The organism is Paraburkholderia sacchari (assembly GCF_000785435.2).
GTDB classification, from domain to species: domain Bacteria; phylum Pseudomonadota; class Gammaproteobacteria; order Burkholderiales; family Burkholderiaceae; genus Paraburkholderia; species Paraburkholderia sacchari.
Window position 1 is genome coordinate 260482 of sequence record NZ_JTDB02000003.1, and the last position, 13710, is coordinate 274191.

The 13710-nt window shown below is 63.9% G+C and carries 16 protein-coding genes, 1 tRNA gene and 1 riboswitch; of the genes, 5 read left to right on the forward strand and 12 right to left on the reverse strand.

What is annotated here, in order from left to right; all coding sequences use genetic code 11:
- Positions 1-70: 70 nt before the first annotated feature.
- Complete coding sequence (locus tag NH14_RS13395) at positions 71-883, reverse strand: mechanosensitive ion channel family protein (protein ID WP_035522034.1); 813 nt, start codon at positions 881-883, stop codon at positions 71-73.
- A 283-nt stretch (positions 884-1166) separates the two neighbouring features.
- The gene (locus NH14_RS13400; protein ID WP_035522037.1) at positions 1167-2084 is read right to left on the reverse strand and encodes a LysR family transcriptional regulator; all 918 of its coding nucleotides are present in this window, start codon (positions 2082-2084) and stop codon (positions 1167-1169) included.
- Positions 2085-2194: 110 nt separating this feature from the next.
- Here NH14_RS13400 and NH14_RS13405 point away from each other — a divergent pair, with 110 nt between their 5' ends.
- The 3 genes from NH14_RS13405 (at position 2195) to NH14_RS13415 (ending at position 4106) form a co-directional block, all read left to right on the forward strand.
- Entirely contained in the window at positions 2195-2785 is a 591-nt protein-coding gene (locus NH14_RS13405; protein WP_052147810.1) for a cytochrome b, read from the forward strand.
- Between the two features lie 64 nt (positions 2786-2849).
- On the forward strand, positions 2850-3437 hold the full coding sequence (locus tag NH14_RS13410; protein WP_052147811.1) for a YceI family protein: 588 nt from the start codon (positions 2850-2852) through the stop codon (positions 3435-3437).
- A gap of 87 nt (positions 3438-3524) precedes the next feature.
- The gene (locus tag NH14_RS13415; protein WP_035522039.1) at positions 3525-4106 is read left to right on the forward strand and encodes a YceI family protein; all 582 of its coding nucleotides are present in this window, start codon (positions 3525-3527) and stop codon (positions 4104-4106) included.
- Positions 4107-4199: 93 nt separating this feature from the next.
- Here NH14_RS13415 and NH14_RS13420 read toward each other — a convergent pair whose 3' ends face one another.
- From NH14_RS13420 to ydfG, 10 genes are all read right to left on the reverse strand, one after another.
- Positions 4200-4646 carry a BspC domain-containing protein gene (locus tag NH14_RS13420; RefSeq protein ID WP_052147812.1) on the reverse strand — a complete coding sequence of 149 codons (447 nt, stop codon included), beginning with the start codon at positions 4644-4646 and terminating at the stop codon, positions 4200-4202.
- Between the two features lie 92 nt (positions 4647-4738).
- A tRNA-Lys gene (locus NH14_RS13425) sits at positions 4739-4814 on the reverse strand.
- Positions 4815-4883: 69 nt separating this feature from the next.
- On the reverse strand, positions 4884-5633 hold the full coding sequence (gene ybgF / locus NH14_RS13430) for a tol-pal system protein YbgF (protein WP_035522041.1): 750 nt from the start codon (positions 5631-5633) through the stop codon (positions 4884-4886).
- A 23-nt stretch (positions 5634-5656) separates the two neighbouring features.
- Complete coding sequence (gene pal / locus NH14_RS13435) at positions 5657-6163, reverse strand: peptidoglycan-associated lipoprotein Pal (RefSeq protein ID WP_035522045.1); 507 nt, start codon at positions 6161-6163, stop codon at positions 5657-5659.
- A gap of 18 nt (positions 6164-6181) precedes the next feature.
- Positions 6182-7474 (reverse strand): Tol-Pal system beta propeller repeat protein TolB, encoded by a 1293-nt coding sequence (tolB, locus tag NH14_RS13440; RefSeq protein ID WP_035522048.1) that lies wholly within the window; start codon positions 7472-7474, stop codon positions 6182-6184.
- Positions 7475-7599: 125 nt separating this feature from the next.
- Positions 7600-8595 carry a cell envelope integrity protein TolA gene (gene tolA / locus NH14_RS13445; RefSeq protein ID WP_035522051.1) on the reverse strand — a complete coding sequence of 332 codons (996 nt, stop codon included), beginning with the start codon at positions 8593-8595 and terminating at the stop codon, positions 7600-7602.
- Positions 8592-9038 carry a protein TolR gene (gene tolR, locus NH14_RS13450; RefSeq protein WP_035522054.1) on the reverse strand — a complete coding sequence of 149 codons (447 nt, stop codon included), beginning with the start codon at positions 9036-9038 and terminating at the stop codon, positions 8592-8594. The genes tolA and tolR overlap by 4 nt, the downstream gene beginning before the upstream one ends.
- A gap of 27 nt (positions 9039-9065) precedes the next feature.
- A complete protein-coding gene (gene tolQ, locus NH14_RS13455) occupies positions 9066-9743 on the reverse strand; it encodes a protein TolQ (protein ID WP_035522057.1) in 678 nt (225 codons plus the stop codon).
- A gap of 154 nt (positions 9744-9897) precedes the next feature.
- On the reverse strand, positions 9898-10392 hold the full coding sequence (gene ybgC, locus NH14_RS13460; RefSeq protein WP_035522058.1) for a tol-pal system-associated acyl-CoA thioesterase: 495 nt from the start codon (positions 10390-10392) through the stop codon (positions 9898-9900).
- A 63-nt stretch (positions 10393-10455) separates the two neighbouring features.
- Positions 10456-11202, reverse strand: coding sequence for a bifunctional NADP-dependent 3-hydroxy acid dehydrogenase/3-hydroxypropionate dehydrogenase YdfG (gene ydfG, locus NH14_RS13465; protein ID WP_035522060.1), 747 nt, complete (start codon positions 11200-11202; stop codon positions 10456-10458).
- 207 nt (positions 11203-11409) lie between these two features.
- A riboswitch (ZMP/ZTP riboswitch) is annotated at positions 11410-11586 on the forward strand.
- A gap of 175 nt (positions 11587-11761) precedes the next feature.
- On the opposite strand from ydfG, the gene glyA reads away from it, so the two are divergent.
- Both glyA and nrdR read left to right on the forward strand, forming a co-directional pair.
- Positions 11762-13009, forward strand: a complete 1248-nt coding sequence (glyA, locus tag NH14_RS13470) for a serine hydroxymethyltransferase (RefSeq protein ID WP_035522062.1) — start codon at positions 11762-11764, stop codon at positions 13007-13009.
- 18 nt (positions 13010-13027) lie between these two features.
- A complete protein-coding gene (nrdR, locus tag NH14_RS13475) occupies positions 13028-13510 on the forward strand; it encodes a transcriptional regulator NrdR (protein ID WP_035522065.1) in 483 nt (160 codons plus the stop codon).
- Positions 13511-13710: the final 200 nt, after the last annotated feature.

The following is a 13710-nucleotide window of genomic DNA, read 5'->3' on the forward strand; positions in this document are numbered from 1 at the left end:
ATCGCCCGCGAGGACGATGCCGTTTGTTCTTGTGCGTGACGGCGCGGTGCAGCGCGCCGCGCCTGACCGCCTAACCCACGCGGCGAATGATCGACGGCGTCTCCGGCGTCGGATAGCCCGCGTCGCGGAAGGTCTCGACAATCGCGCGATTGGTGTCGAAGTACACCTGCCAGTAGTGCTCGTTGTTCGTATATGGCCGCACGCACAGCAGCGGACCTTCGGGCGTGAACGACAGCACCTCGACGTCGGGCGCCGGATCCTGCACGACGTTGGGAATGGCCGCGACCACGGCGCGCAGCCGCTTGGCGGCATCGACGGGATCGACGCCGTTGGCGATCTTCGCGGTCAGCTCGACGCGGCGCACCGGCGTGGCACTAAAGTTCGAGATGGTGTCCGCAAAGATCTTGTTGTTGCCGACGATGTTCACGACGTTATCCGGCGAGATGATGGTCGTGCCGAAGATGCCGAGCTCCTTCACGGTGCCCGTCACGCCGCCCGCGGTCACGAAGTCGCCGACCTTGAACGGACGCAGCACCTGCATGAAGACGCCCGCCGCGAAGTGCGCGAGCAGGCCGCCCCAGGCCGTGCCGATGGCGAGGCCGAGGCCCGCGAGCAGTGCCGCGAACGAGGTGGTCTGCACTCCGAACACCTGGAGAATCGCGAGGACCAGCAGCAGGTTCAGCAAGCCGCCGAGGATGGAGCCGAGGTAATGCGCGAGCGTAGGATCGACACGCTGGTTGCGCGAGAGCATGCGGCGCAGCAAGCCGGTGATCAGGTTGATGACCCAGCGTCCGACGATCCACAGGACGATCGCCGCGACGACCTTGGTCCCGAAGTCGATGCCCCGGGTCATGATGAATGTGCGGATTGTTTCGAGATCCAAGATGTCCTCGCTTGAGACGTTGTTGATATGGTTATTGAGCCAGGAAAAGGACACGCTAATCAGCCCCGCGCTGAACTGCGGCGCTCTGTCGCATGCGCAGGTGCATTTATAGGCGAAGTGGCGAGAGCGTGCACCGAACGTGCCCGGTCGTCTGCGGGTTGACACCAGGCGGTGGGTGGGGGATGCGCTGCCGCGCGAGGGTTGCATCGGCTCAACTGGGGCAGAAGCCAGGGCGCAGAACCCGGGGCGCGTGCCGAAGGCTCCTCAAGCGCCCGAGGCGCATTCAGTACGCGTCGGCGATCAGCGTGCCGGGCGGGGTGCCGCTCGCGAGGTAGTGGCTGAGCCACTGGCACGCTGGACCGGTCGCGGCGTCCGTGCGGTGGATCAGCGAGATGTTGTAGTTCACCGAGCCGCGGTCGGCGAGCGTGATGCGCACGAGACGCCCTGCTTCGAGATCGGCCTCGACGAGATGGCGCGGCATCGACCCCCAGCCGAGCCCAGCGAGCAACAGGCGGTGCTTCGCACTCAGGTCGCCTAGCCGCCATGCGCGATTGCTGTACACCCCGAAAGTCTGGCCGAGCGTGAGCCGGCTGCGGTCGGTCAGCACGAGCTGGGTGTGCTCGCGCGCGTCGGAGATGCGCACGGGCTGCGCGGCCTGCGCGAGCGGATGAATCGGCGCCGCCACCAGCACGAGTTCGACGGAGCCGATCGTGCGCGCCTCGATCACATGCGGCCAGTTCTGGTTCGGCCCGCTGATGCCGATGGCACAATCGCCGTCGAGCACGAGCTTGAGCACGCCGCCGAGCGCTTCCATGGTGAGGTTCAGCGCCACGGTCGGAAAGGCCCGCGCGAACGCCTGCAAGGCCTCTACGAGCCGGGGCGACGGAAACATCACGTCCACGGCCACTGAAACCTCGCCTTCGAGCCCGCGCTGCAGGCCGGCCGCCTTGGCGTTAAGCTGACCCATGAGCAGATCGAGACGGCGCGCATCGGCGAGAATCGCCCGCCCCGCAGCCGTGAGTTCGGGCTTGCGCTTGCCGCGCACGAACAGGGCGACGCCGAGCAGCGCCTCCAGATTGGCGATCGTGTAGCTCACCACCGACTGCGCGCGGTCGAGCTGGCGCGCCGCCGCCGAAAAGCTGCCGGTTTCCGCCACGGCAATCAGCGCGCGCAGCTGTTCGAGACTCGGCGAACGGTCCATGAACGCTCCAGAATCGATCTATCAAGAAAATGGATGGTAACGATCCATTTTAGACGATTGTTTGAATAACTTACGCCGGTTAAAGTGCGCGTTCCTTGTTGAGAATGTCCATGCCGATGAATCGCTCCGTCAAGTCTACTGGCCGCTACAGCGGCGTTGCCATGCTGCTGCACTGGCTGGTCGCCACGCTGATCGTCTGGGGCTTCGCGCTCGGCTGGATCATGACCGATATCCCCGGCATCACGCCCACCAAGCTGCGCTACTTCTCGTGGCACAAATGGATTGGCGTGACCGTGCTCGCGCTCGTGCTGGTGCGCCTGCTGTGGCGCGCGACGCATCGCGCGCCCGAGCTGCCGGATTCCATGCACGGCTGGGAGCGCGGTGCGGCACACGCGGGCCACTTCGCGCTTTACGCGTTGATGATCGTGGTTCCCGTGACCGGCTATCTTTACAGCTCGGCGGCCGGCATCCAGGTCGTGTATCTCGGCATCTGGCCGCTGCCCACGATCATCGGCCCCGATACGGCGCTCAAGGGCACGCTACGGATCGTTCACGTCGCGCTCAACTACACATTGCTCGCGGTGGTCGTGCTGCACGTGCTGGCGGTCGTGAAGCACCAATGGCTCGATCGCCAGAATATCCTTGCGCGCATGCTGCCTTCTTTTGGCAAGCCCGCTAAACCCGGCACGCCGCACGACTAAGCGCAGCGCGCTGCTTTATCGCCGTTTCATTGTCTTCCCACCGCTCACAGCGAACCGACTGCCCATGATCCAACGTCTCGCCTCCAAAGTTTCCATCGTCGCGCTCGGCGTGGCGCTTGCCTCCGGCGCGGCTTTCACCGCTTCCTTCGCAACGAATGCGGACGCCGCCGCCGAAGCCGCGAAAAGCTCCGTCTCGGCCGTGTTCAAACAGATGAACGTGCCGGTGGAAGGGCGCTTCAACCGCTTTAACGCCGACGTGCGTTTCGACCCGGCCAACGCCGCGGCATCGAGCGCGAAGCTCGACGTCGAGGTGGCGAGCTTCGATCTCGGCTCGCCCGACTACAACAAGGAAGTCGCCGGCGACGAATGGTTCGACGCCGCGCATTTCCCGCGCGCCACGTTCGTTTCAACGCAGATCAAGGCGGGCGCGAACGGCGCCTTCACGGTCGCGGGCAAGCTCACGATCCGGGGCAAGACGACCGACGTGGTCATGCCGGTGACGTACCACAAGGACGGCGCGAACCAGGTGTTCGACGGCGCGCTGCCCATCAAGCGTCTCGCCTACGGCGTCGGCACGGGCGAGTGGAAGGACACGTCGATCGTCGCCGACGACGTGCAGATCAAGTTTCACATCGTGACCGCCGCGCACTGACGCGCGCCAGTTGTTCGTTTCATTCATTTCATCCGGCGTCCATTAGCACTGTATTCGCCGGTTCATTCGTATCAGGACCACGCTTTCATGAAGACCACTCTTTTTGCCGCCGCCGCGCTTGCCGCCGCTATCGCCGCACCCGCGTTCGCCACGCCCACGACGTACAACCTCGACCCGTCGCACACGTTCCCGAGCTTCGAAGCCGACCACTTCGGCGGCGTCTCGGTCTGGCGCGGCAAGTTCACGAAGAGCTCGGGCACCGTCGTGCTCGACCGCGCGGCGAAGACCGGCACGGTCGACGTGACCATCGACGCCTCGTCCATCAACACCGGCAACGCGGCGCTCGACAAGCACGTGAGCTCGGCGGAACTGCTCGACGCGGCCAAGTACCCGACCGCCGTCTACAAGGGTACGTCGATCAAATTTGACGGCGACAAGCCGGTCGAAGTGATCGGCACGTTCACGCTGCACGGCGTGACGAAACCGCTGAATCTCAAGATCGATTCGTTCAAGTGCTTCCAGAACCCGATGCTCAAGCGTGAAGTGTGCGGCGCCGACGCCAGCGCGGAATTCGATCGTGCCGACTACGGCGTGAGCTACGGCAAGGCCTATGGCTTCAAGATGGCCACGACGCTGCAGATCCAGGTGGAAGGCATCAAGGCGGATTAAAGGCGCAGCGAACCTGCGCTCAAGCGAAAGCCCGTGCGTGTCATGCGCACGGGCTTTTTTTCATGCGCGCGGGCAATGGGCGTGCGATCGAACTTACTGGATGGACGACTCGGCGTGCGCCTGCCGCGGCTTCAGCGTGACATCGACGATGTGCGAATGCCAGACGCCGCAGGTTGCCTTCACGGGCACCCAGGCGTACTTGCCGCGCACCTTGGCGAAGCCGCGCAGATGAACGAGTTTGTCGATGGGCGAGGCCTGCGCCACGGCGCCCGACGACGATACGCGCGTGATGGTGCCATCGGGCGCGGGCGTTTCGATACGCGCGGTGAGCGCGCGGCGGTCCGGCACGAGCAGCGAATCGTAGCGCTGGCCCTGGCGCACCCACTCGTCGAGGGCGGCGACGCAGTTGATGACGACGTCGGGCACGCTAATGCGGCGCAGATATTCATAGTCTTCGGGCTGGGCTTGCATTTGCGCCTGAACGCGCAGGCTGATCAGCAACAGCGCGAGCAGGGCGCAGGCGAAGGTCGAGAATTTCATGATGACGTGGCCTGTGCGACGGGGAAGGGGACTCCGGAAAGCGGCGCATCAAAGCAAAAAGCCCAGTCGCGAGGACTAGGCTTTTTATTCTTTGGTAGGCCGTACGGGATTCGAACCTGTGACCAACGGATTAAAAGTCCGCTGCTCTACCAGCTGAGCTAACGACCCAAAAGAGAAGCGGAAGTATAACGAGCCTTTCCGCTTGTGTCAACAAGCGCTCGCACAACTGCGCTTCACTTACTTGAGCTGAGACAGCTTGCTCTGCGCCGTCTGTGCCACCTCAGAGCCGCTGTACTGCGAAACGATCTGCTCGAGCGTGCGCTTGGCCGCAGCCTTTTGCCCCTGCTCGATCTGATTGTTCGCAATCGCCAGCAGCGCATCAGGTGCGCGCGGATGTTGCGGATAGTTCTTGACCACGTTCTGCCACGTCGCGGTCGACCCCTTGTAGTCCTTCAGCGCGTAGAGCGCGTTGCCGAGCCAGTATTGTGCGGTCGGCTGGTAGGGGCTTTGCGGATACTTCGAGATGAAGCTGCGGAACGCCGATGCAGCCTGCTTGAAGTCGCCGCTGCGAAACTGCTGCGAAGCGGCGTTGAACGCTTCCGTCTCACCGGGTTGAACGGTGCCCTGCTGGCCATCCACGGTTTGCTGCTGCGGCTCGAACTTCTTCAGACGCGTATCCAGGTCCGTGTAGTAGTCCTTCTGTTGCTTCTGCAGGGTCGCCAGCTGGTTCGCCATGTCCTCGTTCTGTCCGCGCAACGTCGCGACCTGCTGGTTGAGCTGGTCGAGGTGGTTGGACTGATCGAGGATCGTGCGCTGGGCAGCGGACAGCTGGCTAGACAGATTGTCCGTCTTCGCGCGCAGATCGAGAATCGCCTGGCGCGCCTGATCGTCATCGAAGAGACCCGCATGAGCCGGCAGCGACGCGAAGGCGCTTCCGGCTACGCAGGCGGCTGCGGCTACCCGCAGCAGGGAGAAACGGTGCGACATACGCCCCTTCATCCAATACTCACTTACTGTTGGTACACGAGGTCAGCACGGCGGTTCTGCGACCACGATGCTTCGTCGTGGCCTGCCGCGACCGGCTTTTCCTTGCCGAGGCTCACAGCTTCCATTTGCGAGTCGCCCACGCCGTCGAGCGCGAGGACGCGGCGGACCGCTTCAGCACGCTTTTGGCCCAGCGCCAGGTTGTACTCGCTCGAGCCGCGCTCGTCGGTGTTGCCCTGGATCAGGACGTGACGCTGCGGATGCGTCTTCAGGTACTGAGCGTGAGTTTGCAGCAGCGACTGGTAGTCGTCCTTGACGCTGTAGCTGTCGAAGTCGAAGTACACGCTGCGCTTGGCGAGCGGGCTGTTCGGGTTGTTCAGCTCGTCGACGTTCACCTGGGCAACGGCGTTCGGGTTCGGCTGGGTGTTCATTGCGCCGGCGTTTTCGTTGTCGGTCTTGACGCCCGACTTACATGCGGCCAGTGCACCGACCATCATGACTGCCAGGGCCAGGCGGACTTTATTCGACTTCATTATTTCTCTCCTGAAGTGTTATTGCATAAAAGGACCCCAGGACGGCTCGCGTACGACGCCGCCCTGAACGGACAGAACTTGCCGCGTCCGACCATCGGTCGATACAGCAGCCAGCACGCCACGGCCGTTCACCTGAGTGGCGTAAAGAATGTACTGACCGTTCGCCGCGAAGCTTGGCGATTCGTCATGTGTCGTGTCGGTGAGCGCCGTGGCGACACCGGACTGCAGATCTTGAATGTACAACTTAAATCCGCCGCCCGTGCGCGAGATGTACGCAAGTTCCTTGCCGTCCGGACTGACCTTCGGGCTCGTGTTGTAGTTGCCGGTGAACGTCACGCGTTGTGCTGCACCCGCGCTTTCGCCCTGGGCCGGCATCTTGTAGATCTGCGGCTGGCCGCCGCGGTCGCTCGTGAAGTAAATCCAGCGTCCGTCAGGAGAGAAGGTGGGTTCGGTGTCGATCGTCGTGCCTTGCGTGAGGCGGCGCAGACCCGAGCCGTCGGCGTTGACGGCGAAGATTTGCGTGTTGCCCGTGCGCGACAGCGCGACGGCGAGCGTGCGGCCGTCCGGCGACCAGGCCGGCGCCGAGTTGTTGCCCTTCTGGTCGGAGACCATGACGCGCCGCCCCGTGGGCAGGTCATGCACGTAGACGATGGGCTTCTTCTTTTCGAAAGAAACGTAGGCCACCTTGGTGCCGTCAGGCGACCAGGCCGGCGAAATGATGGGCTCGGGGCTCGAAAGCGCGATGTGCGCGTCTTGTCCGTCGGAGTCCGAAATCTGCAGCTGGTAGCGGTTGCCCGTCTTGATCACATAAGACAGGCGCGTGGCGAACACACCGCGGTCGCCGAACAGCTTCTGATAGATGTAGTCCGCAACCTTGTGCGCGCTCATGCGCAGGCCGCTGGGCGGGCTTTGCAGCACGAGGCCGCCGAGGCTGTCGCCCTTCACCGTGTCATACAGCTTGAAGCGTACTTCGTACTGGCCGTTGGGGAGCTTGTTGACGCTGCCCGCCACGAACGCATTGGCGCCCTTGGCTTTCCAGCTGCCGAGGTCGACCGAGTCGCTTTCCGCGACCGGCGCGCTGCCTGCGTCGATGTTGGTGAATTTGCCGCTGCGAGCGAGGTCGGCGCGCACGATGGCGGCGACTTGCTGCGGCGAGTTCGCTTCGCCGGCGAAATTTGCCGTGGCGATGGGGAACTGGGTGGAGCCCACGCCGGTGACGAGGACGTTGAGTTGTGCGTTCGCTGCGCCGCCGACTGCAATCAGGCAAGACGCGACGAGAGTTCGCAGGCCAAGCTTCGTCATCAAACTCATGCTGTGCTGTTTCCTGAAAAAGCGATTTTTGTCACACCGTGCAACAGCAGACTGACCGGGAAACATTCGAATCGTTCCTTGATCTGCTGCCGTGCGACGGCTTCCCTGTGCCCCGATGGGCGCCCTTAACTTGCCGGGCGCAAGGTAATTTTAAAGTTCGACGGCGTTTTGCCATCCGTGTCGACCGGCATGGGATCCGAGCGCTGGACGGCGCGCAACGCGGCGTCGTCCCACTGCGAATTGCCGCTGCTGCGCGAGATGGTGGCCGAAAGCAACGTGCCGCTTGGCGAGCAGTGCACCGCAATTTCGGTTTCCAGGCCCGCCGTCTCGCCGGCCCAGATGATGTTCGGTCGCACGCGACGCCGCACCTTGTCCGCGTAGCCCGGCGAAGCCGCGTTGCCGCCCGAGCCGCTGCCGGTGCCGCTCTTCGCGAGACCGTTGCCGCTCGTGCCCGTGCCGCCGCCCATCGAGCCTTGCATTTGCGCGATGCGCGCGCGCCGCTCGGCGTCGAGCTTCTTCGCCTGGGCGTCGGCTTGCGCCTTGGCCTTGGCGGCCTTTTCGGCGTCGGCCTTCTTCTGCGCGTCGAGCTTCGCCTGCTTTTGCGCTTCTTCCTGCGCCTGCTTCTTCTGCGCTTCCTGCTGCTTGAGCTTTTCGGCGGTTGCGGCTTGCTGCTGCTCCTGCTGCTGTTGCTTGAGCTTCGCCTGCTTCTGCTGCAGGGCGAGCTGCGCTGCCTGTTGGGCCGCGAGTTGCTGCTGACGCTTTGCCTCGGCTTCCTGCTGCGCCTTCAGACGCTGCTGTTCGGCCAGTTGCGCTTCGCGCGCCGCCTCTTGCTGCTGCTTACGCTTTAACTGTTGCAGCGCGATGTCGGCTTCCTCCGTTTGCGGCGGAGGCGGGGCAGGGGCGACCGGCGCGGGCGGCGGTACAGGCCGTGGCGTCGACAGATCGGGCACCTCGGTCCAGAGCTCAGCCTCCTCACCCGCCGGCGTGCTGTTCTGCCAGCGGATGCCGTGGTAGAGGAACAAACCGAGCAGCACGTGCATGACCACGGCGAGCGCGAGCGCACGTCCGGTGCCCCGCTCGCGCGGGGGCTGCAGCGGATACGTATCTTTGTTCCGGATCATTGCGATTTGACGAGCAGTCCGACACGTTTGACGCCGTGCGACTTCAGGTCGGACATCACGTTCATCACCGTCTCATACTTGACGGACTTGTCGGCTGCGATCACGACGGGCTGGTCCGGATGGCTCTGCTCGCGCTCCATGACGAAGCCGTTGAGGTCGGCGCGCGACATGTTTTGCTGCTGCGTCGCGCCGGAATCATCCTTGTAGCGCACGCTCAGATTGCCGTCGGGGCGAATATTGACCACGACGGGCGGCGTCTGCTGCTGCTGGCTTGCGCCGCCAACAGTGGGCAGATTGACGATGGACGGCGCGACCAGCGGCGCCGTCACCATGAAAATCACGAGCAGCACCAGCATCACGTCGATATACGGCACGACGTTGATGTCGGCCATCGCGCGGCGCGAGCGGCTGCCTCGCATGCTCGAACGGACTGAGCCTCCCATCTTCGACTCCTTGCTAGCTGGTGAAGATTAGTGGGCCTGACGTTGCAGGATGTTCGAAAATTCTTCGATGAACGTTTCGAAGCGGATCGCGAGGCGGTCAATGTCGTGCGCGTAGCTGTTGTACGCGACCACCGCCGGGATGGCGGCGAACAGACCGATCGCGGTAGCCGTCAGCGCTTCGGCAATGCCGGGCGCGACGTTCGCGAGCGTGGCCTGCTGCACGTTCGCGAGGCCGCGAAACGCGTTCATGATCCCCCAGACCGTGCCGAACAGACCAATGTACGGGCTTACCGAGCCCACCGACGCGAGGAACGAGAGGTTGGCCTCGAGCGCGTCCATTTCGCGCTGGAAGGCCGCGCGCATGGCGCGGCGCGCGCCGTCGAGCACGAGGCTCGGGTCGTTCAGGCGCTTCTCCTTGGCCTTGAGGAATTCCCGCATGCCAGACTCGAAGATACGCTCAAGCGCGCCGATCGTGTGACGGTTGTTGGCCGCGCTCTGGTAGAGCGCCTGCAGGTCGCCGCCCGACCAGAAGTCGCGCTCGAATCGCTCGGTCTGCGTGCGCGCGCGACGGATGGCAAACCACTTGCGGAAGATGAAGGTCCAGGAAATCAGGGACAGCAACAGGAGCAGTCCCATCACCGCCTGTGCCAGTACGCTCGCATTAAGAACGAGAGAAAGGATCGACAGATCTTGTGTAGTGTTCATAGAGGTTCTTGATTACGTCCCGGAAGGGGCGAGCGGCTGCAAGGCAACGCGAATCTGTCCGAAGGTCAATGGAAAGACGCAGCACCTTCGCATCCGAACCCAGTCTGGTCTTGTCTCGACCGACGCGAGTTCACTGGCGTCGTATCAACGGCAATTACTGCGGTGCCGTTGACACGGCCGGCAAGACTTTCTTCATACCACGCTCCAAAGCTTCAAAAACGTGGTCAGGAATGGGTGCAGGGCGCATTTCTGCACCATTCACGCAGGCAACGCGAATCTTTCCGCTGACTAACAACGTGTCGCCGCGCCACGCCGTCTGCATGAAATCAACCGATACGCGGCCCAGTTTGGCAATTCGGGTCACGATCGTCACGGCGTCGTCGAGGCGGGCGGGCGACTTGTAGTCGAGCGTGGTGTTGCACACGACAAACAGCTCACCGGATTCCTCGGCGAGCTTGCGCTGGTCGACGCCGCACGCGCGCAGCCATTCGGTGCGCGCGCGTTCGAAGAACTTCAGATAGTTCGCGTAAAACACGATGCCGCCGGCGTCGGTGTCTTCGTAATAGACGCGTACCGGCCAGGTAAAACCGGCTGCGGCCTGTGATGGGGTCGCATCCGGAGTGCGGGTAGATCTTTCCATGCCGCGCATTCTACCGGAACGCGCTGCGCTCACGCCGTTCATACGACTGATGGCGGAGGGCAAACGCCGGGTTCAGCCGCGATGGACGCTGAGGCCGGCAAAGGCCTGCGCGACCGGCATCAATTCCATCGTATTGATGTTCACATGCGCGGGGCGCGACGTGATCCAGTAGATGGAGTCGGCGACGTCCTCGGGGGTGAGCGGCTGAACATCCTTATAGACATTGGCCGCCCTGGAGTCGTCGCCGCGATAGCGCACGTTGGAGAACTCAGTGCCTCCGCACAGACCCGGCTCGATATTCGTCACGCGCAGCGCGGTTCCCGAGAGGTCCGCGCGCAGATTGAGGCTGAATTGGCGCACGAACGCCTTGGTTGCACCATAGACATTGCCGCCCGCATAGGGCCAGTTCCCCGCCGACGAACCCAGATTGACGACGTGCCCGCGGTTGCGCGCGATCATGCCCGGCAGGAAGGCGTGGGTGACCCGCACGAGACCGGTGCAATTGGTGTCGATCATGGTTTCCCAGTCGTCGAGATCGGCTTTGTGTGCAGGGTCTACGCCCAGCGCGAGGCCGGCGTTGTTGATCAGCACGTCGACCTCGGCGAATTCGGGCGGCAGCGCGGCGGGTGCGGCCTCGACGGCGGCGCGATCGCGCACGTCGAGTTCGAGCGGCAGGAGGGCGTTGCCCAGTTCCGTGGCGAGGGCGTCGAGTCGGTCCTTGCGGCGCGCCGTGGCGACGACGCGGTGCCCGCCCTTGACGAAGGCTCGGGCGATGGCGGCGCCGAATCCCGCGGATGCGCCGGTGACGAAGACGATCATGGTTGCTCCCTGGTCAGTGGAACGCGAAGAAAGGGGAGAGCCTACTTGTAATGCGGCGCTGCGGCAAGGAAGCATCAGGACCGGGGCGAGCCGGGCGGCGGCGGCGGGGAGGGAGGGCGCGTGCAGGCCCGTCGGGCGTGGCGGGCGGCGCGCGCCTGGCGCCTGCCAGGTTGCCTATTCCGGTCGCATCCAATACACTAACGCGCTCAATCCCTGCGTGACTGGCGATAGGGTTCCCGAATGGCAACGGCTGTAATAATTGCCCTTCAAGCTGCTTGTGCTGGACGCAGCGTCTGGTGCAGCGCGGCTCAAACGGGGGCTCAAGGTGGAACGACCCACCGTGAAGCGCAGGGTGCCGTTTTGCCGTTCGCCTGGGCAGCCAGAAATCGTGCGCTTCTTCAAGTGCTGCTGGGCCTTTACCGGCCGTGGCTGTCCTGCCTCGTGTGTGCGGCACCTTCTTCCGCCACGTCAAGGCTGGCCTCTTCGCCAGCAGCGCCGCGTACCTGCTACGCGTTCCGCGCGAGACCCGGTCAACCTGAACACACTTAACGGAACCCGTATGTTTGATAGAGCCGAAAGCACCATCGCCAACGTCGATCCCGAACTCTTCAAGGCGATCGAACTCGAGAACCGCCGCCAGGAAGAGCACATCGAGCTCATCGCGTCGGAGAACTACACCTCGCCGGCCGTGATGGCCGCGCAGGGTTCGCAGCTCACCAACAAGTACGCCGAAGGCTATCCCGGCAAGCGCTACTACGGCGGCTGCGAGTACGTGGACGTCGTCGAGCAGCTCGCGATCGACCGCGTGAAGGAACTGTTTGGCGCCGAAGCCGCCAACGTCCAGCCGAACTCGGGCTCGCAGGCCAACCAGGGCGTGTTCTTCGCCATGCTCAAGCCCGGCGACACCATCATGGGCATGAGCCTCGCGCACGGCGGCCACCTCACGCACGGCTCGCCCGTGAACATGTCGGGCAAGTGGTTCAACGTCGTGAGCTACGGCCTGAACGAGGCCGAAGACATCGACTACGATGCCGCCGAAAAGCTCGCCCAGGAACACAAGCCGAAGCTGATCGTGGCGGGCGCCTCCGCGTTCGCGCTGCGCATCGACTTCGAGCGTCTTTCGAAGATCGCCAAGAGCGTGGGCGCGTATTTCATGGTCGACATGGCGCACTACGCGGGCCTCGTGGCCGCGGGCGTGTACCCGAACCCGGTGCCGTTCGCCGACTTCGTCACCACCACCACGCACAAGAGTCTGCGCGGCCCGCGCGGCGGCGTGATCTTGATGAAGGCCGAATTCGAGAAGCAGATCAACTCGGCCATCTTCCCGGGCATCCAGGGCGGCCCGCTCATGCACGTGATCGCGGGCAAGGCCGTGGCGTTCAAGGAAGCGCTCTCGCCGGCGTTCAAGGAATACCAGCAGCAGGTGGTCGAGAACGCGCGCGTGCTGGCCGAAACACTGGTCAAGCGTGGTCTGCGCATTGTCTCGGGCCGCACGGAAAGCCACGTGATGCTGGTGGACCTGCGCGCGAAGAAGATCACCGGCAAGGCCGCCGAGGCCGCGCTGGGCGCCGCGCACATCACGGTGAACAAGAACGCGATCCCGAACGACCCGGAAAAGCCGTTCGTGACGAGCGGCATCCGTCTGGGCTCGCCCGCGATGACCACGCGCGGCTTTGGCGTGAAGGAAGCCGAGCAGGTGGGCAACCTGCTTGCCGACGTGCTGGAGAATCCGGAAGACGCCGCGACGATCGAGCGCGTGAAGGCGCAGGTGGCTGAGCTCACGAAGCGCTTCCCGGTCTATCGCTGATCCGGAAACCCACGCATCATGCGCTGCCCCTTCTGCCGGCACGAAGACACGCAAGTGGTTGACTCGCGCGTGTCCGAGGACGGCGCCGCGATCCGGCGCCGCCGCCGCTGCCCGGCCTGCGACAAGCGTTTCACGACGTACGAGCGGGTCGAGCTGGCGATGCCGGCCGTCGTCAAGAAGGATGGCAGCCGCACGGAATTCGACCGCCGCAAGATCATGGCGAGCATGCAACTGGCGCTGCGCAAGCGGCCCGTTGCTGCCGACGCGATCGACGCGGCGGTTGCCCGCATCGAGTATCAACTGCTCGGCAGCGGCGAGCGCGAAGTGCGCAGCGAGCGCCTTGGCGAGCTCGTGATGGCGGAGCTGCGCGAACTCGACACGGTTGCGTTCGTGCGTTTTGCCTCCGTGTACCGGCGTTTCGAAGACGTTTCCGAATTCGAGGACGTCATCGAAGAGTTTCGCCGTGCAAGCGGCGCTGCCACGCCGCCCAAGAAGCGCTGAGCGCTTGCGCGCTTCCTCTGAGCGCCCGCGCGATTCATTTGAACGCGTGCGCGTTTTCCTTCCTCGCATTTCCTCTTCTCCCTGCCGTTGCCCGTGACCTTTGCAGTGTCGCGTGAAGGCGGTGCGCACATAAGCTGGCCGTTCGGCTAATTGTTCCGTTTCTTGTGGTTCCGTAGAGTGAGTGCAATTCCTCGACGATA

Coding starts and splice junctions, on each gene's coding strand:
- tolA (WP_035522051.1), bottom strand. CDS start 8,595: ATGATCCGGAACAAAGATACGTATCCGCTGCAGCCCCCGCGCGAGCGG.
- pal (WP_035522045.1), bottom strand. CDS start 6,163: ATGAAGTCGAATAAAGTCCGCCTGGCCCTGGCAGTCATGATGGTCGGT.
- NH14_RS13400 (WP_035522037.1), bottom strand. CDS start 2,084: ATGGACCGTTCGCCGAGTCTCGAACAGCTGCGCGCGCTGATTGCCGTG.
- tolQ (WP_035522057.1), bottom strand. CDS start 9,743: ATGAACACTACACAAGATCTGTCGATCCTTTCTCTCGTTCTTAATGCG.
- tolB (WP_035522048.1), bottom strand. CDS start 7,474: ATGAGTTTGATGACGAAGCTTGGCCTGCGAACTCTCGTCGCGTCTTGC.
- NH14_RS13405 (WP_052147810.1), top strand. CDS start 2,195: ATGCCGATGAATCGCTCCGTCAAGTCTACTGGCCGCTACAGCGGCGTT.
- ybgF (WP_035522041.1), bottom strand. CDS start 5,633: ATGTCGCACCGTTTCTCCCTGCTGCGGGTAGCCGCAGCCGCCTGCGTA.
- NH14_RS13420 (WP_052147812.1), bottom strand. CDS start 4,646: ATGAAATTCTCGACCTTCGCCTGCGCCCTGCTCGCGCTGTTGCTGATC.
- NH14_RS13415 (WP_035522039.1), top strand. CDS start 3,525: ATGAAGACCACTCTTTTTGCCGCCGCCGCGCTTGCCGCCGCTATCGCC.
- tolR (WP_035522054.1), bottom strand. CDS start 9,038: ATGGGAGGCTCAGTCCGTTCGAGCATGCGAGGCAGCCGCTCGCGCCGC.
- ydfG (WP_035522060.1), bottom strand. CDS start 11,202: ATGATCGTCTTCGTCACCGGCGCATCCGCGGGATTCGGCGCCGCCATC.
- NH14_RS13410 (WP_052147811.1), top strand. CDS start 2,850: ATGATCCAACGTCTCGCCTCCAAAGTTTCCATCGTCGCGCTCGGCGTG.
- ybgC (WP_035522058.1), bottom strand. CDS start 10,392: ATGCGCGGCATGGAAAGATCTACCCGCACTCCGGATGCGACCCCATCA.
- glyA (WP_035522062.1), top strand. CDS start 11,762: ATGTTTGATAGAGCCGAAAGCACCATCGCCAACGTCGATCCCGAACTC.
- nrdR (WP_035522065.1), top strand. CDS start 13,028: ATGCGCTGCCCCTTCTGCCGGCACGAAGACACGCAAGTGGTTGACTCG.